The sequence below is a fragment of the Blautia sp. DFI.1.216 genome, from assembly GCF_020594215.1.
Classification (GTDB): Bacteria; Bacillota; Clostridia; order Lachnospirales; family Lachnospiraceae; genus Blautia_A; species Blautia_A wexlerae.
In genome coordinates this window covers 13,804-33,597 of sequence record NZ_JAJDML010000031.1, presented here as the reverse complement: position 1 = coordinate 33,597, position 19,794 = coordinate 13,804, and the positions used below count along the sequence as shown (strand labels likewise).

The window sequence follows — 19,794 nt, the reverse complement described above, 5'->3', positions numbered from 1 at the left end:
ACAGATATCAGAAAGTCATAACAGGAGAAAAAGATAAATGAAAATATGTATTTGGTGCACCAAGATATTTGATCTTGGCGGAACTAAGCGAGTTGTCACACTTCTTGCGAATGAACTTGTAAAAGAGCATGATGTGACGATCATGGTATATCAGGACAGATTTAAAGAAGACCGGAATATGTATCATATGAGTGAGGATATCAAGGTTGACTTTATTGATAATAATGAGTTTGTCAATCGACATCATACACCGGCTTTCTGCTGGCGTTATCTTGTTCAGAAACTGAATGCCAAATATGGGATTTTTAATAAAGAAAAATATAATGATATTCTGGCAGATGCGATTTTCCCGAAAAAGACCAGAGAAAAATGGGTAAAATATTTAAATGAGCAGAATTATGATATTATTATCACAACTGCAAGTTTAAGCCTTCGTCTGGGTATGCTGGCGCCGGAGCTGAATGCAAAGACAATCGGATGGCAGCATAACTGTTATGCCGGATATCTTGATGTTCCTAATGTCGTATTCTGGAAACAGGAATGTCTGCTCCAGGAATATCTGCCGAAGCTGGACAGATACATTGTTCTCAGTGACTATGATAAGCGCGATTACAAAAAATTTCTGGATATTGATACAGAAGTTAAAATTAATCCCCGAAGCTTCGTGAGTGAGAGAAAATGCGATCCAAAATCCAAGCGTTTCCTTATGGCTACACGATTTGTATATGCCAAGGGTCTTGATCTGATGATGGAATCTTTTGAAGAGTTCTGTAAGCAGGATGATGAATGGCAGCTGGATATTATCGGAGCCGGTGATCTCTGGAATCAGATTGTGGCGGATGCAAAGAGACGTGGTATTGAGGACAGAGTTAATTTTGTCGGTTATACAAATGAGCCGGAGAAGTATTATCTGAATTCTTCTGTTTTCCTTCTTCCGTCCAGGTGGGAAGGATGGCCGATGGTTATCATGGAAGCCTTTGAATTTGGTCTTCCTGTCATCGCATTCCATACAGGAGCGATGGATCTGATCATCGATGATGGAAAAACAGGATACCTGCCGGAAGCTTTTGATACAAAGAAATTTACAGATGCGATGCTGAAGCTGGCACATGATGAAGAACTCCGCAGAGAGATGTCCAGAAATGCAATCTGGAAATCTGAGGACTTTGCCATTGAGAAGGCAGTTAAAGAGTGGAATCGTCTTTTTAATCGTGTAATGGGAATCAAGACCTTTTATATGAAAAATGAAGAACAGATTCTGGAGTGCAGGGAGAAATATCCGCTTAGAACCAGCTATGCCGAGTTTGTAAAAGAATACCAGATAAGAGATAATACAATTCTTTATGAAGCTTTTGGCGGACGTGGTATGATCTGTAATCCTTATGCTCTGTTTTTGTATCTTCTTGAAAAAGAAGAGTATCAGGATTATACCCATATCTGGGTGCTTGAGGACTTCGAGGATAACAGAAAACAGATTGAAAAATACGAACAATACCCGAACGTGCGATTTGTAAAATATAAATCAAAGGAATACTGTAAGGAACTTGCGACAGTGAAATATCTGGTAAATAACGTAAGCTTTCCAAGCTATTTCCTTAAAAGAGAAGGTCAGGTACTGATCGATACCTGGCATGGAACTCCTCTGAAGAATATGGGATTTGATATTCCGGGAGCAAATATTTCTCAGGGAAATACAGCAAGAAATCTGCTCAGTGCAGATTATATAGTTTCCTCCGGACCTTATATGACAAAGACAGCATACAAAGATTCGTATAAAATGCAGAATCTGTATGAAGGCACAGTGCTGGAAGAGGGCTTCCCGCGTAATGATAAGCTTTTTGACAGTGACAGAGCAGAAGTGATACAGGAACTTAAGGATTGCGGAGTGGACGTAAAGGAAGATAAAAAGATTATTCTTTATGCACCGACATGGAGAGGCGAACAATACAGCCGTCCGGATACAGATTTGCAGGATGTCTATAAGCTGATCAATGTAATGGAGAACAGTATAGATACAAATGAATATCAGATATTTGTCAAGCTTCATCAGATCGTATATCACTATATGAAAGAGAATGCCATGGAACCTGGTGATGCGCAGACAAAATTTATTCCTGCAACAATGGATACAAATGAGATTTTGTCAGTGACAGATGTACTGATTTCTGATTATTCCAGTATTTTTTATGATTTCATGTTGACAGGAAAACCGATTCTGTTTTATGTACCGGATGCGGAGAATTTTGAAGATTACAGAGGTCTGTACTTCGGATTTGACAAACTTCCGGGACCGGCAGTGTCTACCCCTGAGAAGCTTGGTGAACTTCTGAAGGATCTTCCGGGAGTGGCTGCTTCCTGTAAAGAGAAGTATGAAAAAGCAAGAGAACAGATATGTCCGAGAGATGATGGAAAAGCATGCAAACGTATAGCAGAAGTCCTGCTTGATGGAAAAGAACCGGTAAATCCGATATATCTGAATCAGACAGATAAAGTAAAACTTCTGGTATATGCAGGAGATTTCAGTGATACACAGGAGACAGAAGCATTCTATGAATTTCTGAACAAAGTGGATTATGAGCATTTTGATGTGACGTTGATCGGGAATGGTGCAAAAGAAGAGGAGTCTTCTGAGAAACTGGATAGTCTGCCAAAAGAAATCAGGGTTTTATACTGGAAGCGTTCCTACCCGGCTACGGACGAAGAATATGTATGTCATAAAAAGTTTATGAAATCTAAGAAAACAGAAGTGCCGGAGATGCTTCTGGATTTTTACAGGCGTGAGCTTCGCAGGATGATCGGAATGTCAAAGTTCGACTATGCTCTGGTATTTACTGATATGAAGAAGTTCTTTCCTGCAATGTCAGGGGCTCTGGATGTGAAGCAGATATTTAATATAGAAAACTGGCAGAATTTGTTGAAATGTTAAAGCTTCATTAAAGCTTCACAGACAGATCAGAACCTCATTGGAAAGAGGCGGAAAACGGTATATTTTAAAAGATATGTAAGGCAGTCTGGCAGGTATTGGGCCAGGCTGCTTTTCTGAATACGGATCTTGAATTATCATTTTATGGACGCAGATAATTACGCATGGATTTCAGTGCATTTTTTTCGAGACGACTGACCTGTGCCTGGGAGATGCCGATTTCCTGAGCTACTTCCATCTGCGTCTTTCCTTCGTAGAAGCGCAGTTCTATGATATGCTTTTCGCGGCTGTTCAGCCTCTGCATAGCTTCGCGGAGAGCAAGATTTTCAATCCAGCGTTCTTCTTTGTTTTTTTTGTCACTGATCTGATCCATGACATAAAGAGTATCACCGCCTTCTGTATAGACCGGTTCAAAGAGACTCACAGGATTTTGGATAGCATCAAGGGCATATACGATCATTTCTTTTTCGATACCAATTTCCTGTGCAATTTCGGTAACTGTAGGTTCTTTCAGGTGCTGCTTCATATAATTTTCGCGGGTATAGATTGCTTTGTATGCAATATCACGAAGAGAACGGCTGACGCGGATACTGTTGTTATCCCTGAGATATCGCCTGATTTCGCCTATGATCATTGGAACTGCATAAGTGGAAAATTTTACCTGTAAAGTGGTATCAAAGTTGTCAATGGCCTTGATCAGACCAATACATCCGATCTGAAAAAGGTCATCGGCATTTTCGCTGCTGTTCTGAAATCGTCGTATTACGCTGAGAACAAGACGTAGATTTCCTTTAATGTACAATTCACGTGCCTGTTCATCGCCGTTTTTGATTCGTCTGAACAGTTCCGCTTTTTCTTCTGCTGTAAGAACAGGAAGTTTCGACGTATTGACTCCGCAGATTTCAACTTTGTTCAGTGCCATCTTATTGAATCCTCCTTATTATCTCTGGATGTAAACCGACTATTCGCAGATATGAGCCAGGATCCTCCGAAATCATTTCAGAAAATAAAAAAAGGACAGTGGCTGCCGAATAGTTGTCATATACTTCAGTAAGAATGATTCTCATATAGCAGTGGATTTATACTTTGACCGGGAAAATATAAAAAATATAGGTCCTTGACAATTCTCTGCGGTGAAATATCAGCCTTTATGGAAACATTTTTCTTCGTCTATTTTCACAAGGATGATATCGTCCCCGATCTGGCTGATACATTCCCAGGGAATGATATATTCATTATCACGTCCGAACAGGCAGCAGAATCTTCCGGGGCCTGGAAGTATAAGGGCGGTGAGTTGACTGCTTTTGCAGTCAAATTCCGCATCAATGGGACATCCGAGACTGCGGCAGGTACAGATATTAATTACTTCTTTTTGCTTTAATTCACAGATTTTCATAAATCAGATACAGTCCTTCCGGTTAAAATCAGACTGTCGTGCCAATGCTTTCAGAATCTGATATGCGTTTGATAACAATTTATGTATTTTTGCAAAAATTTATGCAAGTCCTTTTATTGACACCTTAAATAGAAATACAGTATAATAAAACTATATATAACTGTTTGTATTTGTGTTACTGAGAATGGAGTGAACAGTAACGTATTTGTAGCCGTTTAACCGAATCAAGTATATAGTACATAAGCAGAAAACAGTAATACGAATTAAAGGGGGACGTCGTATGAAGTGTCCATTTTGTAATCAGGATAATACGAGAGTAGTTGATTCCAGACCGGTAGAAGATACCAATTCTATCCGTCGCCGTCGTTTGTGTGATGCCTGCGGAAGGAGATTTACCACATATGAAAAGGTGGAAAGTATTCCGCTTACTGTGATCAAAAAAGATCAGAACAGAGAACAGTATAATCGCAGTAAAATTCAGTCGGGAATTCTGAGAGCCTGCTATAAAAGACCAATATCCATAGATAAGATTGAAGAGATGATGGATGCCATAGAGGGAGAAATCTTTAATACCGAAGAGAAAGAGATTTCCAGCACCAGAATTGGTGAGATCGTTATGGAACATTTGAAAGATCTGGATGCAGTTGCTTATGTACGTTTTGCGTCTGTATACAGAGAATTTAAAGATGTCAGTACTTTTATGGACGAGCTGAAGAAGTTTATGAATTAAATAAGAGTTCTGTGTGAACAGTAATGTATGAATGCTCTGTGTGAAAGGATTTACGGGCAAATATAAAGAGCCGACGAGAATAATATCCCGCCGGCTCTTTATGTGTATTTTTATGGGGGTAATTAACTAAAATAAATTAAACAATACCCTGAGCGATCATAGCATCTACAACTTTCTCGAAGCCTGCGATATTAGCGCCTGCAACATAGTTGCCTTCCATATCATAACGCTTGGAAGCATCATCAACTTTATGGAAGATATCAACCATGATCTGATGAAGTTTTGTATCAACTTCTTCTGCTGTCCAGGAAAGTCTTGCAGAGTTCTGGCACATTTCAAGTGCGGAAGTAGCAACACCACCGGCATTAGCTGCTTTACCAGGCATAAATGTTACACCGTTTGCCATAAGGTAATCAGTTGCCTCGCGGGTAGTAGGCATATTTGCACCTTCTGCAACATATTTGCATCCGTTTGCAATAAGGATCTTAACAGCATCAAGGTCAAGTTCATTCTGGGTTGCGCATGGAAGATAGATATCACATTTGATGTTCCAGATACCTTTTCCTTCTGTATAAGTAGCGCCTTCTACGCGATCTGCGTATTCTTTGATACGTCCACGTTTTACTTCTTTGATATCTTTAACGATGTCAAGTTTGATTCCTTCCGGATCGTAGATATATCCGTTGGAGTCGCACATAGCAACAACTTTACCGCCAAGTTCGGCAGCTTTCTCTACTGCGTAGATGGCAACATTACCGGAACCTGTTACGATGAGAGTTTTACCGGAGATTGTGTCGTTTTTAGCTTTAACCATTTCGTTCAGCATATATACAAGACCATATCCTGTAGCCTGTGTACGAATTAAAGATCCACCGTAGGAAAGACCTTTACCTGTGAGAACACCCTCGTATAATCCGCGGTTTCTCTTGTACTGTCCGTACAGATAACCAATCTCACGTCCGCCTACACCGATATCACCTGCAGGAACGTCCATATCAGCACCGATATATTTGGAAAGTTCTGTCATAAAGCTCTGGCAGAATGCCATAACTTCTCTGTCAGATTTTCCTTTAGGATCAAAGTTTGAACCACCTTTACCGCCACCGATCGGAAGACCTGTAAGGGAGTTCTTGAAAATCTGTTCGAAACCTAAAAATTTAAGGATTCCCTGGTTTACTGACGGATGGAATCTTAAACCACCTTTGTATGGTCCGATCGCACTGTTGAACTGTACACGATAACCTTTGTTTACCTGTACAACACCTTTATCGTCTACCCACGGAACTCGGAAAGAGATGATTCTTTCAGGCTCAACAAGACGTTCCAGAATGGAAAGCTTGCGGTATTTCTCTTCATTTTTGTCGATTACGACTTTAAGGGAGTCTAAAACTTCCTTTACTGCCTGATGGAATTCAGGCTCATTTGGATTCTGTGCTACGACTCTTTCGTATACTTCTTCAGTATAAGACATTATGATTTCCTCCTCGTCCATCGTATAATTATTTTTTAAATCGACGTTATTATACACTAAAGTGTTACAAATGGAAAGAGCCAAATGAAAATTTTTTTATGAAAATTTTTTGAACAAAATTTGTACTTGCGAAATGGCACCAAGTATGAGAAAATGTTAAAAATCATCCATACAATTTATAGCAATTTCTAAAAAATACAGTATATTTATAAAAACTGCGTAAATTCGCACTGTACGTTTCGGTTCTTATATTGACATGTATCCGTAAGAAACTGCAAATGGAAAGTCAAGCGGATATTCGCAATCCGCTTCGCTACTTGCTCATAACCGAATAACTGCTTCGCAGGACAGTAGTGCGTGAACAGTAAGCGGTAATCTGGTTTTTTATGTTCAGAAACAGAATATATAAGATGTAGACCGAAAGAGAAAAAAATGCTATAATATTTACAGAGATGTGCATCTGCAAATTGTTGCGATGACAGAAACGAGGAGGGAATCATTATCGAGAGAATTGTGAAGAAAGGAGATTTATTACATGGCGGGATTTAAAACCAAAGTAACACCTGAAATTGAAAATTTGACGGAGGTTTGCAAGGAACATACAAGTCTGGATCTTTCTCTGTATGCAAAATATGATGTGAAGAGAGGTCTTCGTGATATTAATGGAAAAGGGGTTCTTGCAGGCCTGACTCAGGTTTCTAATGTGAAAGCCACAAAGATCGTTGATGGCAAAGAAGTTCCATGTGCTGGAAGTCTTTCCTACAGAGGATATGATATCAAAGATCTTACCAGAGGATTTATCGAAGATGACAGATATGGATTTGAAGAAGTTACCTATCTTTTATTATTTGGCAGTCTTCCGGATAAGAAACAGCTTGCAGATTTTACACAGCTTCTGGCAAATCAGCGGTCACTTCCTACAAATTTTGTGCGTGATGTTATAATGAAGGCTCCGAGCAAGGATATCATGAACGGGCTTTCCAGAAGTGTGCTTACTTTATATTCTTATGATACCAATCCTGACGATACATCATTGCCGAATGTGCTCAGACAGTGTCTGAATCTGATCAGTGTATTTCCGCTTTTATCTGTTTATGGATATCAGGCTTATAACCATTATATTAAAGATAAGAGTCTCTATATCCATAATCCGAAGAAAGAACTTACCACAGCAGAGAACATTCTGAGAATGCTTCGCCCGGATAAGAAGTATTCACATCTGGAGGCAAAGATCCTGGATATTGCGCTTATCCTTCATATGGAACATGGCGGAGGTAATAACTCTACATTCACAACTCATGTGGTTTCCTCATCAGGAACTGATACATATTCTGCGATTGCCGCAGCACTTGGCTCATTAAAGGGACCAAAGCATGGCGGTGCCAACATTAAAGTTGTCAGGATGTTTGATGATATGAAGAAGGAAGTTAAGGACTGGAAGGATGAAGACGAGGTCCGGACATATCTGAAGAGACTTCTTCATAAAGAGGCATTTGACCGGAAGGGACTGATCTATGGAATGGGACATGCGATTTATTCAGTGTCTGATCCGCGAGCTGAAGTTTTCAAGGCATATGTGGAAACTCTGGCAAGGGAAAAAGGCAGAATGAAAGATTATGCCCTGTATTCTATGGTGGAACGTCTGGCACCTGAAGTAATTGCAGAAGAGCGTCGTATTTATAAAGGTGTAAGCGCCAATGTAGACTTTTACAGCGGTTTTGTGTACAGTATGCTGGATCTGCCACTGGAATTATATACACCGATGTTTGCAGTTGCACGTATCGTAGGATGGAGTGCACACCGTATGGAAGAGCTCATTAATGCAGATAAGATCATCCGTCCGGCATATAAGAATGTTCTGGAACCGGCAGTATATGTTCCTCTTAATGAACGCTGATCATAATGATTCAGTATTTCGGGGACAGCGTACTGTCAGACACTTATCGCTGATCTTGTTTTCAGAAAAATATAAATAAAGGAAATGACTATGGATGTTTAATTGCTTTTTTCCGGATGAATATCTGGATTCTACCTATGTGATAAACTTCGATGATCTGTATGCGCAGGGATACAGAGGACTTCTGTTTGATATAGATAATACTCTGGTACCTCATGGTGCACCGGCAGATGAGAGAGCATGTGCGTTGTTTGCACATCTGAAGGAACTTGGATTTAAATGCTGTTTTCTGTCAAACAACCAGTACGAGAGAGTTTCTTCTTTTAATGATGCGATAGGAGCGCAGTTTATCGAGAATGCACACAAGCCTTCAACAAAAAATTATATCAGGGCAATGGAACTTCTTGGGACAGACAGAAGTAATACAGTTTTTATAGGAGATCAGCTCTTTACTGATATATATGGTGCGAAACGCACAGGAATCCGGAATATTCTGGTGAAACCACTTAATCCGAAAGAAGAGATTCAGATCGTATTGAAACGATATCTTGAAAGAATTGTACTATATTTTTACCGCAAAGAGGAGGGGAATTCATGAACCATATTGTTATCATAGGATTTATGGGTTCAGGTAAGACAAGAGTAGGAAAACGGCTGGCAAAAGATTTCAATCTTCCTTTTGTAGACGTTGACCGCGTAGTATCAAAGAAGATGAACCTTACAATGAAAGAAATCTTTGACAGATTCGGAGAACCATTTTACAGAGCTCTTGAGACAACTGTGATCAAGGCACTGATCGATGATCCGGAACAGAAGATCATTTCTCTGGGATCCGGTCTTCCGATGCAGGAACAGAATGCAAAATATATTAAAAAACTGGGAACTGTAGTATATTTGAAGGGATCTTATGCAACGTTGAAGAAGAGACTGGAAAATTCCAGCAGCAATCCTCTGATCGAGGGAGAAGACAAAGAAGATAAGATCAGAAAACTTCTTAAACAGCGCGATCCGGTTTATACAAAGTTTGCAGATGTTGAGATGATCACAGGAGACAAGCCATTTGAGGATCTGATTGGTCAGCTTGAAGAAAAATTAAAAACATGTGTAAAAAATAGTTGAAAAAAACAGCAGAATATTATAAAATTAAATAAGAGTGTGTCACAAAACTGAGAAAAGCATGAGAGGGACACACACTTTGAACGGCTGTTGTTGTCAAAAGACACAGCATTGCTGAACTGTACTATTAAGGAGGAAATATAACTATGATTTCAGCAGGTGATTTCAAAAACGGTATCACACTTGAAATTGACGGAAACGTATGTCAGATCGTTGAATTCCAGCACGTAAAACCAGGAAAGGGTGCTGCTTTCGTAAGAACAAAATACAAAAACATTATTACAGGAGCAGTTCTTGAGAAATCTTTCCGTCCAACAGAGAAATTCCCGGCTGCACGTATTGAGCGTGTAGATATGCAGTATCTGTATGATGATGGTGATCTGTACTACTTTATGAACGTAGAGACATACGATCAGGTTGGTCTTACAAAAGATCAGGTTGGAGATTCTCTTAAATTCGTTAAAGAGAACGAGATGGTTAAGATCTGTTCCCACAACGGAAATGTATTTGCTATTGAGCCTCCTCTGTTCGTAGAACTTGAAGTTACTGAGACAGAGCCAGGATTTGCCGGAAATACAGCACAGGGTGCTACAAAACCGGCTACTGTAGAAACAGGTGCACAGGTTCAGGTTCCGCTGTTTGTTAACCAGGGCGACAAACTGAAAATCGATACAAGAACAGGAGAATATCTTTCTCGAGTATAATCAGGATGAAACCAGTTGTTTGTTTTGTCTGATCGACAGATGTAAAGAGATAAAAACTGCCATCGGTAAGATCCGGTGGCAGTTTTTTATCTCTGATTGAAAATAGGAGAAAAAAATATGGAATATGTAACACTTGGAAAAACCGGTCTCAGGGTTTCCAGAATGGGCCTTGGCGGGATACCGATCCAGAAAATTGATGCGGAAGGAACAAAGACACTGCTGCATAAGCTGGCAGACCGGGGAGTAAATTATATTGATACAGCCAGAGGATATACGGTCAGTGAAGAATATCTGGGATATGCACTGGAAGGTATCAGGGACAGATTTATAATTGCCACAAAGTCCATGGCACGTACAAAGGAAGCCATGGCTGAAGATATTGAGAAGAGTCTTCATAATCTTCGTACAGATCATATTGAATTATACCAGGTGCATAATCCGAGTATGGAACAGCTTGATCAGGTGCAGGCGGCCGGTGGTGCCCTTGAAGCACTGCAGGAGGCAAGAGCAGCAGGAAAAATCGGACATATTGGTCTGACCGCTCATTCTGTGGAGGTTTTTGCCCGGGCTCTGGAGCTTGACTGGGTGGAAACTATTATGTTTCCATATAATATTGTAGAGAGTCAGGGGGAAGAGCTGATCTCAAAATGTGAGGAGAAAAACATCGGCTTTATTGATATGAAACCTCTGGCCGGTGGTGCAATTGAAAATGGAACGCTGGCATTGCGTTATGTCTGTTCGAATAAGAACGTTACTATTGTGATCCCGGGAATGGCGGAAGCGAAGGAAATCGAGGAGAATATAAAGGCCTGTCTTGATGATTCCCCGTTAAGCGAGAAAGAACTGGAGGAAGTTCAGGAAGTACGGAATCAGCTTGGCACAAATTTCTGCCGCAGATGTAATTACTGTGCTCCATGCAGTGTGGGAATCGATATTTCGGGTGTGTTCCTGTTCGCAGGCTATCTTAACCGTTACGGGCTGGGAGACTGGGCAAGAAACCGTTACAGTTCTCTTGCGGTGAAGGCTTCCGCCTGTATAGAATGCGGCAAATGTGAAACCAGATGTCCGTACCATCTGCCAATCCGCGAAATGCTGAAAGAATGTGCACAACAGTTTGGTGAATAAAAAACATCCACAGGGAATTATCCTGTGGATATTTTTTATGGAGATGGTGTGTCTTTTTTTGCTCAAAAGAAAGTGGGACGATTGGTAGCAGATGAGGATATCATCATTAAAATCCTTTGGCGCCATAAAGAATACCAGATGTGTTTTGGTAATCAAACTATCGGATATGCCATGGAACAAGCACAATAAAAAGTTGGTAAAATCCCATATAGAAGGGATGTATTACCAACTTTTTCAGATTTTACAGGATATTTATTTCTGAGAAATCAATAGATAAATCTTCGTAAATTCCAGCTTTTACAGTATCAGTGAACGAATATTCTTCAATGGAATAATCATGATTAAAGTTGTATACTGTAATTCTGTTTTTTGCGATATCTACGATCCAGTATTCCCGGACACCTGCGGAACGATATTTGAAAAGTTTCAGGAGATAATCCATTTTTCTGCTTGCAGGCGATACAATTTCAATAATCCAGTCTGGTGCGCCTTTACATCCTTTATCATCAAGTTTGTTTGGATCACAAATCACAGATATATCTGGTTCGACATAAGTATTATTTATTTCATCAAGATATACGGCGAATGGTGCAGGAAGCACTTCGCAAGTTCCTTTGTGCTGTTTTATATAATTACGGATGATAGCGGAAAGCTCCATGACGAGTTTCTGATGTTTGTACGATGGTGGTGCCATATAATAGATGTGTCCGTCAATCAGTTCGGCTCTTTCGCCATCTGGCAGAGCATAAATATCTTCAATGGTATAAGATTCTTCTTTGAGTAAAGCCATACGATCACGCTCCTTTTTGATTATATTATAGTGGATTTACATAAAATATTCAACACTGACCATCTGGCAGCAGCTCTTTTTTATATTTGTAATTTGCTACTGTCACAGGTCATTGTACACCAGAATCTATTTCTGAATGTGCTCGTTATAAATATGAACAGGCAAAAATTCCGGTTAAAAGTATACATGCTATTCGCAGGACTTTAAATTCACGTATGCGTGTAAATGGTGCAGATTCAGTGACAACTGCTGTCCTGATTGGAAACACACCAGAAGTAAATGAAAATTTCTACACATATGATGTAAGCGAATCAGACTATAAAAAAGAGCTTATCCGTAAAGTATCACTTTGTGGATAAACTCTTTATCATGCCTTGATTACACTTGCTTACTTAAAAAAACCAAGAGATAAAACCCTTATAAAATCAAGGAATTTTTATGGACCTGGCGGGAATTGAACCCGCGTCCGAAAGCCTATTCATTGAGGCATCTCCCATCACAGTCGCTGTTTTAACATTCCCTTGGATGTACGCCCACCGACAGGCTTACAACCTTAGTAGCTTCATGATACATCTACCGGGGCAAAGCTTACCCGGCAAGGTTTCTCACATGGTCGACGTCAGATTCCTGAAGTGTGAGTGCATCAGGGCTGACGAGCAGCAATTAGGCTGCTAACGCGTACTGTTCGTCTGCGTTTATATTTAGTTTCCCGGTTGGTACGCAGTCTGGGAGTCTGCGGATGGCTTCCCCAACTTCAAAGCCCCCGTCGAAACCAGTACAAGCCCTGAAAATGAGTCTGCAACGCTGTTTTTTCATAAAACAGCACTGGTGATGAGACGAAAGCACTTTTTAATATTGATATATCATTCATTATATAAGATATATCGACTGATTAACAGTATAGAAATAAAAACAGAATTTGTCAAGAAGATTTTTATATTTGAGACTGCTTGTTACTGTTCACTTACCATTATCCCGCGAGGTGTTTTGGCATGAATATGCCAAAATCCCGAGACATACAAGCCAAAATTCCATTGCCGCAGGCAATTTGGAATGAATTTTGGCTACGTTACTGAGAACGGAGTGAACAGTAACGGCTATTTGGTGTTGTGAACAGCAATACTTATAATTTTTCTGTCATATGTTCACAAATCTTACATAAATCTCTGCTATAGTAACCATATGAAAGATAAAATCTGTTGCTGAGGGCGATTTTCCCGGATTTTGCGCTGTGGCTGTAAAGGCGCTGAACAGTCGTGGATTTTAACAATACTCGGAAAACAGTATAAATAAAAAGTAAAAACTGTTTCGGAAAATAATGAAGAAAAACGGAGGGGATCAAATGGATACATTAAAAATCCTGGTGGTGGACGATGAGAGCCGCATGAGAAAGCTGGTAAAGGATTTCCTGACAAAGAAGAATTTCCAGGTACTGGAAGCCGGTAATGGTGAAGAAGCTATGGATATCTTTTATGAGGAGAAGGACATCGCACTGATCATTCTGGATGTCATGATGCCGAAGATGGATGGATGGGAAGTTTGCCGTGAGATTCGCAAGAACTCAAAAGTTCCGATCATTATGCTGACTGCAAGAAGTGATGAGAGAGATGAGCTTCTTGGATTTGATCTGGGGGTAGATGAATACATCTCCAAACCATTCAGTCCGAAAATCCTTGTTGCAAGAGTGGAGGCAATTCTGAGACGTACAGGTCAGAATAATCCTGAAGATGTGATTTCAGCAGGCGGCATTGTTATAGATAAAGCAGCACATCTGGCTACTGTGGATGGTAAGCCTATGGAACTGAGCTTTAAGGAATTTGAACTTCTGACATATTTTCTGGAGAATCAGGGAATCGCACTTTCCAGAGAAAAGATCCTGAATTCTGTATGGAATTATGACTACTTTGGAGATGCCCGTACGATTGATACCCATGTTAAGAAGCTCAGAAGTAAAATGGGAGATAAAGGTGAATATATAAAGACTGTATGGGGTATGGGATACAAGTTTGAGGTAGACGAATGACAGGAAACGGAAAAACAGATAAAAAATTTCATACTCTGCAACATCAGATTTCAGTAGTGTTTATATGTCTGTTACTGCTTTCGATCTTTACCATTACTCTGATCAATGGTCTTTTTCTTGAAAAATATTATGTATCCAAAAAAGTAGAAGTGCTGGAGGAGGCAAAAGAAGTGTTGTCTCAGATGAATCTGGATGACATCCTGCAGTATGATACAGATATAGAAGAGGACAAAAAAGGGGCAACAGATGAGATTTCGGATGAGATTGAGAGGAGCAGTTCCAGAAATAACCTTACCTGGATCATAGTAAATGAGGAAAACAGCGGTTATTATTACTGGGGAGAGAATAATATGGCAAAAATGCTCCGCAGTAAGCTGTTTGGGTATATTAATAATCTGGATCAGGATATGCAGCACAGTCGTGTGCTCAAAAAGACAGATACCTGTACCATGTGGCAGGTGCATGATCGCTTTGCAGGCATGGAATATGTGGAATGCTGGGGACAGTTTGATAATGGTTACTATTTCCTGATCCGTTCTCCTCTGGAAAGTATTAAGGAAAGTGCATCTATTTCCAACAGTTTTTACTTCATTGTAGGAATAATCATAATTGTGGTCAGCGGTATTGTGATTCTTGTGATGACAAATCGTATTACCCGCCCGATCAGTGAACTGACCAAATTATCAGAGAAGATGTCTGATCTGGATTTTGATGCCAGATATCAAAGCAGGGCAGGTAATGAGATTGATGTACTTGGCGATAACTTTAACAAAATGTCCAGAAAACTTGAGAGCACGATCTCAGAGTTGAAATCGGCTAATAACAAGCTTCAGAAAGACATAGAAGATAAGATTAAAATTGATGAGATGCGTAAGGAATTTCTTGATAATGTTTCTCATGAGCTGAAAACTCCTATTGCATTGATCCAGGGATATGCGGAGGGGCTGAATGAAAATATTTCCGATGATCCGGAAAGCAGGGAATTTTACTGTGAAGTTATTATGGATGAGGCTTCAAAGATGAACAAGCTGGTCAAAAACCTGCTGACGCTGAATCAGCTGGAGTCCGGTAAAGATGCCCCGGTGATGGAAAGATTTGACATTGTATCTCTGATCAGGGGTGTACTTGGTTCTATGCATATTATGATCGAACAGAAAGAAGCAACTGTGATTTTTGAAGAAACAGAACCTGTATATGTATGGGCGGATGAGTTTAAGATTGAAGAGGTTGTGACCAATTATACAAGCAATGCACTGAACCATCTGGACGGAGAACGAAAAGTAGAAATTAAGGTTCTTCAGGAAGAGGACTGTGTGAAAGTAACCGTATTTAATACAGGTACTCCGATTCCAGAAGAGGATATCCCAAATCTCTGGAATAAATTCTACAAAGTAGATAAGGCACGGACAAGAGAATATGGCGGAAGTGGTATCGGACTTTCAATTGTTAAGGCAATCATTGAGAGTATGAACCAGAAATATGGGGTATGCAATTATGATAATGGCGTGGAGTTCTGGTTCACTCTGGATTGCAGGCAGTGATAAGATATCCGGGTATTGTGAACGGAGTGAACAGTAACCGGTAGTATGACCGGAATAAAAACAGACAGAAGCAAAGAAAGCACTTTGCAACTGTCTGTTTTTGGGTTATACTGTATTGGAGCGTTTTGATCGGATATTTTATTCCGGTCTGACATGTGATCCGGAAAACCTTTGGATTACCATAATGAGGAAAACAGATAATGACATCAGGAGGATAACATGATTGCAATAATTGATTATGATGCCGGAAATATTAAAAGTGTAGAAAAAGCACTTCATTATCTTGGGGAAGAAACAACAGTAACCCGCGATCCGCAGACTTTGTTAAATGCGGATAAAGTAATCCTGCCGGGCGTGGGAAGCTTTGGACAGGCGATGGAGAATCTTCATACATACGGACTTGTACCTGTGATCCATGAGATTGTAGAGAAGAAGACGCCATTTCTTGGAATCTGCCTGGGACTTCAGCTCCTTTTTGAAAGCAGCGAGGAGACACCGGGGGTGGAAGGCCTTGGAATCCTGAAAGGGAAAATTGTTAAGATTCCGCCTGCGCCCGGGCTTAAGATTCCACATATGGGATGGAATTCCCTGCATTTTCAGAATAATGGCAGACTGTTTCAGGGAATCCCGGAACAGACCTATGTATATTTTGTGCATTCTTATTATCTGCAGGCAGAGGAGCCTGAGATTGTAAAGGCTACTACAGAATACAGCACCTGTATTCATGCTTCCGTAGAAAAGGACAATGTATTTGCCTGCCAGTTCCATCCGGAAAAGAGCAGCAAATGGGGACTGAAGATACTTGAAAATTTTGCTGCTGTGGGAAAAGACGGCAATACTGAGAAGGAGGGAAAATAAAATGTTTACAAAGAGAATTATTCCCTGCCTGGATGTAAATAACGGACGTGTGGTAAAGGGCGTAAATTTTGTGCAGCTTCGCGATGCGGGTGATCCGGTGGAGATTGCCAAAGCCTATGATGCAGCAGGAGCAGATGAACTGGTGTTTCTCGATATTACAGCATCCTGCGAACAGAGAGATACGGTAGTTGACATGGTAAGACGGGTTGCTGCCAATGTATTTATCCCGTTTACAGTAGGCGGCGGTATCCGTACTGTAGATGATTTTAAGAAACTGCTGAGAGAAGGAGCAGATAAGATTTCCGTAAATTCTGCAGCAATTGACAGACCGGAACTGATCAGTGAGGCGGCTGACAAGTTTGGAAGCCAGTGCGTAGTTGTGGCTATTGATGCCAAGCGCAGAGAAGACGGCGGATGGAATATTTACAAACATGGCGGAAGACTGGATACAGGGATTGATGCCATAGAGTGGGCAAAGAAAGTGGAAGCTCTGGGTGCAGGGGAAATCCTTCTCACAAGTATGGACTGTGACGGTACAAAAGCAGGATATGATCTGGCTCTTACCAGAGCAATTGCTGATGCTGTCTCCATTCCTGTGATCGCATCAGGCGGTGCAGGTACACTGGAGCATTTTTATGATGCACTGACCGAAGGGGGAGCAGATGCTGCACTGGCTGCGTCTTTGTTCCATTATAAAGAACTGGAGATTTCTCAGGTGAAGGATTATCTGTCTGACAGGGGAATTTCTGTCAGACGATGACCACGAAAAATATAAGAGGTGAAGGATAAGGTATGTCAGCAATTTCAGGTGACTGGCTGGAAGCCCTGAAGGGAGAGTTTCACCAGCCGTATTATGCAAAATTATATAAAACGGTGATGACAGAATATCAGACCAGGAAGATTTTTCCTCCTGCGGATGATCTGTTTAATGCATTTCATTTTACACCGTTAAACGAAGTGAAGGTAGTGATTCTGGGTCAGGATCCCTATCATAATGACGGGCAGGCTCATGGGCTTTGTTTTTCCGTAAAGAGAGGAGTGGAGACGCCGCCGTCCCTGGTGAATATTTATCAGGAGCTTCATGATGACTGTGGATGCTATATCCCCAATAACGGCTATCTAGAGAAGTGGGCGAAGCAGGGGGTGCTTCTTCTGAACACAGTTCTGACTGTACGCGCCCATCAGGCAAATTCACACAGGGGGATCGGCTGGGAGCAGTTTACGGATGCTGCGATCCAGGTTCTGAATGAGCAGGACCGTCCTATTGTATTTCTGCTCTGGGGACGTCCGGCGCAGATGAAAAAATCCATGCTGAATAATCCGAAGCATCTGATTCTGGAGGCACCTCATCCAAGTCCTCTGTCTGCTTACAGGGGATTTTTCGGATGTAAACATTTCAGTAAAACAAACGAATTTCTTGTTGCCAATGGTCTGGAACCAATCGACTGGCAGATAGAAAATATATAAGAAAAGAGGTAATGTGTAGTCAGGTAAAAGACACACAGTGATAACATGAATCAGAAAAACAATTTAGTAAAAAATGCATCCTTTCTGATGATTGCAGCTATGATCTCCAAGGTGATCGGTCTTCTGTACAAGAGTCCCCTTTCCAATATTATAGGAAGCCTTGGAATGGGCTATACAAGCCTTGCGCAGAATGCCTATATGATCCTTCTGATGATCGCATCCTTTAGTATTCCACAGGCGGTATCCAAGCTGATCTCCGAGCGTATTGCTCTGAAGGATTACAGAAATGCACATAAGTTCTTTAAGGGTGCCATGATCTATGCCATGGTGATTGGCGGAGTGGTCGGTTTGTTCTGTCTCTTTGGAGCAGGGCTGATCATCCCTCAGAATCAGAAGGATGCAATTCCGGCACTTCAGATCCTGGCTCCGACGATTTTTTTGTCCGGTATTCTTGGGGTATTCAGAGGATATTTTCAGGCATACAGAAATATGATGCCAACATCTATCTCCCAGATCATTGAGCAGGTATTTAATGCGGCAGTCAGTCTTCTGGCAGCCTGGGGATTCATCAATGCATTCTCAGATGGAACAGAGAACAGCATTGCAAAATGGGGGGCAGCAGGTTCCACAGTAGGAACCGGAGCCGGAGTGGTGACTGCATTGGCATTCATGCTTCTGGTATATGGTGTGAACCGCAGAAAAATCCTGCACCGGGTAGAGAAGGACCACAGACATCAGGAAGAGTCCTACAAAGAGATTTTTCGTGTGATTATCCTGGTTGTTTCGCCGATCATTCTCAGCGCCTTTGTTTATAATGTAAATGCTTATATCAATGGGTATCTTTTCTCGGATATTCTGGGAAGAAGAGGTGGAGATGCGGCACAGATTGGTATTTTATATGCAGAGTATGCTACTTACTTTATGACAATTATTAATATTCCTCTGACGCTGTCCAGTACGGCACCTACTTCCATGATTCCGGAGGTTTCCGCCCTGTATGCCACCGGAGACATTGAAGCGACCAGAGAGTGCATTGACCAGACCGTACAGCTTTCTATGGTAGTTTCCGCCCCATGTGCAATGGGACTGGCAGTGCTTGCACAGCCGATTGTATTTTTGCTTTACGGAAATTCCACAGGACTGGCAGCCAACCTGCTGATCCTTGGTTCTTTTTCGATCCTGCTCAATGGAATGTCAAATATTTCCAATGGAGTTCTGCAGGCAATCGGACAGCAGAGGATTCCGGTGATTACGGCTGCAATCGCACTGGTTGTGGACATTGTGGTAGTGGTAGTGCTGCTGTTTACTACAAACCTTGGAGTTTATGCACTGCTGATCGCAATGGTGATCTATTCTGTGGTTGTATGTGTGTTAAATGACAGAGCCATGAAGAAATATCTGCAGTATAAGAATCCATGGAAAGAAGGATATCTGTATCCTATTCTTGCATCTGTTCCCATGGGAATTGTTGCAGGCTGTATCTGCTATGGACTGAACATTTTTGTAAAATCCAATTTCATTTGTCTGATCGTTTCCATTCCTGTTGCTGCGGTTGTTTATCTGTTTGCTTACCTGATCATCAGCAAGCCGTCAGAATCACAGCTTAGAAGAATTCCGGGTGGAAGCTATCTGATAAGGATTGCAGAGAAACTTCCGTTCTGGCAGAATAATTAAAAACAGAAGTTATAAAAAATAAAAGAGTTATATTTCATGGTTTAAATGTATTTCTGAAATAGAAACACATTTAAAATTT

19 protein-coding genes and 1 other RNA gene are annotated in these 19,794 nt (G+C 41.0%); 15 read left to right on the top strand and 5 right to left on the bottom strand.

Features of this window, described 5'->3' with window-relative positions:
* The first annotated feature begins 37 nt into the window (after positions 1 to 37).
* The gene (locus LJE11_RS12435; protein WP_120062068.1) at positions 38 to 2,926 is read left to right on the top strand and encodes a CDP-glycerol glycerophosphotransferase family protein; all 2,889 of its coding nucleotides are present in this window, start codon (positions 38 to 40) and stop codon (positions 2,924 to 2,926) included.
* Positions 2,927 to 3,065: 139 nt separating this feature from the next.
* On the opposite strand, the gene sigG is transcribed toward LJE11_RS12435, so the two are convergent.
* The gene (sigG, locus tag LJE11_RS12430; RefSeq protein WP_008703529.1) at positions 3,066 to 3,845 is read right to left on the bottom strand and encodes an RNA polymerase sporulation sigma factor SigG; all 780 of its coding nucleotides are present in this window, start codon (positions 3,843 to 3,845) and stop codon (positions 3,066 to 3,068) included.
* 219 nt (positions 3,846 to 4,064) lie between these two features.
* Positions 4,065 to 4,319, bottom strand: a complete 255-nt coding sequence (locus LJE11_RS12425; protein ID WP_008703528.1) for a YlmC/YmxH family sporulation protein — start codon at positions 4,317 to 4,319, stop codon at positions 4,065 to 4,067.
* A gap of 280 nt (positions 4,320 to 4,599) precedes the next feature.
* Between LJE11_RS12425 and nrdR the strand changes: the two genes are divergently transcribed.
* On the top strand, positions 4,600 to 5,049 hold the full coding sequence (gene nrdR, locus LJE11_RS12420) for a transcriptional regulator NrdR (RefSeq protein ID WP_008703527.1): 450 nt from the start codon (positions 4,600 to 4,602) through the stop codon (positions 5,047 to 5,049).
* A 136-nt stretch (positions 5,050 to 5,185) separates the two neighbouring features.
* Here the strand turns inward: nrdR and gdhA are convergent, their stop codons facing one another.
* Positions 5,186 to 6,520 (bottom strand): NADP-specific glutamate dehydrogenase, encoded by a 1,335-nt coding sequence (gene gdhA, locus LJE11_RS12415; protein WP_008703526.1) that lies wholly within the window; start codon positions 6,518 to 6,520, stop codon positions 5,186 to 5,188.
* A 535-nt stretch (positions 6,521 to 7,055) separates the two neighbouring features.
* On the opposite strand from gdhA, the gene LJE11_RS12410 reads away from it, so the two are divergent.
* From LJE11_RS12410 to LJE11_RS12385, 6 genes are all read left to right on the top strand, one after another.
* Positions 7,056 to 8,417, top strand: coding sequence for a citrate/2-methylcitrate synthase (locus tag LJE11_RS12410; RefSeq protein WP_008703524.1), 1,362 nt, complete (start codon positions 7,056 to 7,058; stop codon positions 8,415 to 8,417).
* 94 nt (positions 8,418 to 8,511) lie between these two features.
* Positions 8,512 to 9,015, top strand: coding sequence for a YqeG family HAD IIIA-type phosphatase (locus tag LJE11_RS12405; protein WP_008703523.1), 504 nt, complete (start codon positions 8,512 to 8,514; stop codon positions 9,013 to 9,015).
* Positions 9,012 to 9,536, top strand: a complete 525-nt coding sequence (locus LJE11_RS12400) for a shikimate kinase (protein WP_008703521.1) — start codon at positions 9,012 to 9,014, stop codon at positions 9,534 to 9,536. Before LJE11_RS12405 ends, LJE11_RS12400 begins: the two co-directional genes overlap by 4 nt.
* A gap of 143 nt (positions 9,537 to 9,679) precedes the next feature.
* Positions 9,680 to 10,237, top strand: a complete 558-nt coding sequence (gene efp, locus LJE11_RS12395) for an elongation factor P (protein ID WP_008703519.1) — start codon at positions 9,680 to 9,682, stop codon at positions 10,235 to 10,237.
* Between the two features lie 117 nt (positions 10,238 to 10,354).
* Positions 10,355 to 11,362, top strand: coding sequence for an aldo/keto reductase (locus LJE11_RS12390; RefSeq protein ID WP_008703517.1), 1,008 nt, complete (start codon positions 10,355 to 10,357; stop codon positions 11,360 to 11,362).
* 24 nt (positions 11,363 to 11,386) lie between these two features.
* Positions 11,387 to 11,551: a hypothetical protein gene (locus LJE11_RS12385; RefSeq protein WP_157618787.1), complete on the top strand. Its 165-nt coding sequence runs from the start codon at positions 11,387 to 11,389 to the stop codon at positions 11,549 to 11,551.
* A gap of 52 nt (positions 11,552 to 11,603) precedes the next feature.
* On the opposite strand, the gene LJE11_RS12380 is transcribed toward LJE11_RS12385, so the two are convergent.
* Positions 11,604 to 12,152: a Uma2 family endonuclease gene (locus tag LJE11_RS12380; RefSeq protein ID WP_008703513.1), complete on the bottom strand. Its 549-nt coding sequence runs from the start codon at positions 12,150 to 12,152 to the stop codon at positions 11,604 to 11,606.
* 215 nt (positions 12,153 to 12,367) lie between these two features.
* On the opposite strand from LJE11_RS12380, the gene LJE11_RS12375 reads away from it, so the two are divergent.
* A complete protein-coding gene (locus tag LJE11_RS12375; RefSeq protein WP_008703512.1) occupies positions 12,368 to 12,511 on the top strand; it encodes a hypothetical protein in 144 nt (47 codons plus the stop codon).
* A 77-nt stretch (positions 12,512 to 12,588) separates the two neighbouring features.
* On the opposite strand, the gene ssrA is transcribed toward LJE11_RS12375, so the two are convergent.
* Positions 12,589 to 12,937: a transfer-messenger RNA gene (gene ssrA, locus LJE11_RS12370) on the bottom strand.
* Positions 12,938 to 13,494: 557 nt separating this feature from the next.
* On the opposite strand from ssrA, the gene LJE11_RS12365 reads away from it, so the two are divergent.
* From LJE11_RS12365 to LJE11_RS12340, 6 genes are all read left to right on the top strand, one after another.
* The gene (locus LJE11_RS12365) at positions 13,495 to 14,175 is read left to right on the top strand and encodes a response regulator transcription factor (RefSeq protein WP_020993968.1); all 681 of its coding nucleotides are present in this window, start codon (positions 13,495 to 13,497) and stop codon (positions 14,173 to 14,175) included.
* Positions 14,172 to 15,716 carry a sensor histidine kinase gene (locus LJE11_RS12360; protein WP_020993967.1) on the top strand — a complete coding sequence of 515 codons (1,545 nt, stop codon included), beginning with the start codon at positions 14,172 to 14,174 and terminating at the stop codon, positions 15,714 to 15,716. Before LJE11_RS12365 ends, LJE11_RS12360 begins: the two co-directional genes overlap by 4 nt.
* A 219-nt stretch (positions 15,717 to 15,935) precedes the next feature.
* Entirely contained in the window at positions 15,936 to 16,574 is a 639-nt protein-coding gene (gene hisH, locus LJE11_RS12355) for an imidazole glycerol phosphate synthase subunit HisH (RefSeq protein ID WP_008703502.1), read from the top strand.
* Between the two features lies 1 nt (position 16,575).
* Entirely contained in the window at positions 16,576 to 17,334 is a 759-nt protein-coding gene (hisF, locus tag LJE11_RS12350; protein WP_008703500.1) for an imidazole glycerol phosphate synthase subunit HisF, read from the top strand.
* Between the two features lie 32 nt (positions 17,335 to 17,366).
* Positions 17,367 to 18,041, top strand: a complete 675-nt coding sequence (ung, locus tag LJE11_RS12345) for a uracil-DNA glycosylase (RefSeq protein ID WP_008703498.1) — start codon at positions 17,367 to 17,369, stop codon at positions 18,039 to 18,041.
* Positions 18,042 to 18,086: 45 nt separating this feature from the next.
* Entirely contained in the window at positions 18,087 to 19,715 is a 1,629-nt protein-coding gene (locus LJE11_RS12340; RefSeq protein WP_008703496.1) for a putative polysaccharide biosynthesis protein, read from the top strand.
* Positions 19,716 to 19,794: the final 79 nt, after the last annotated feature.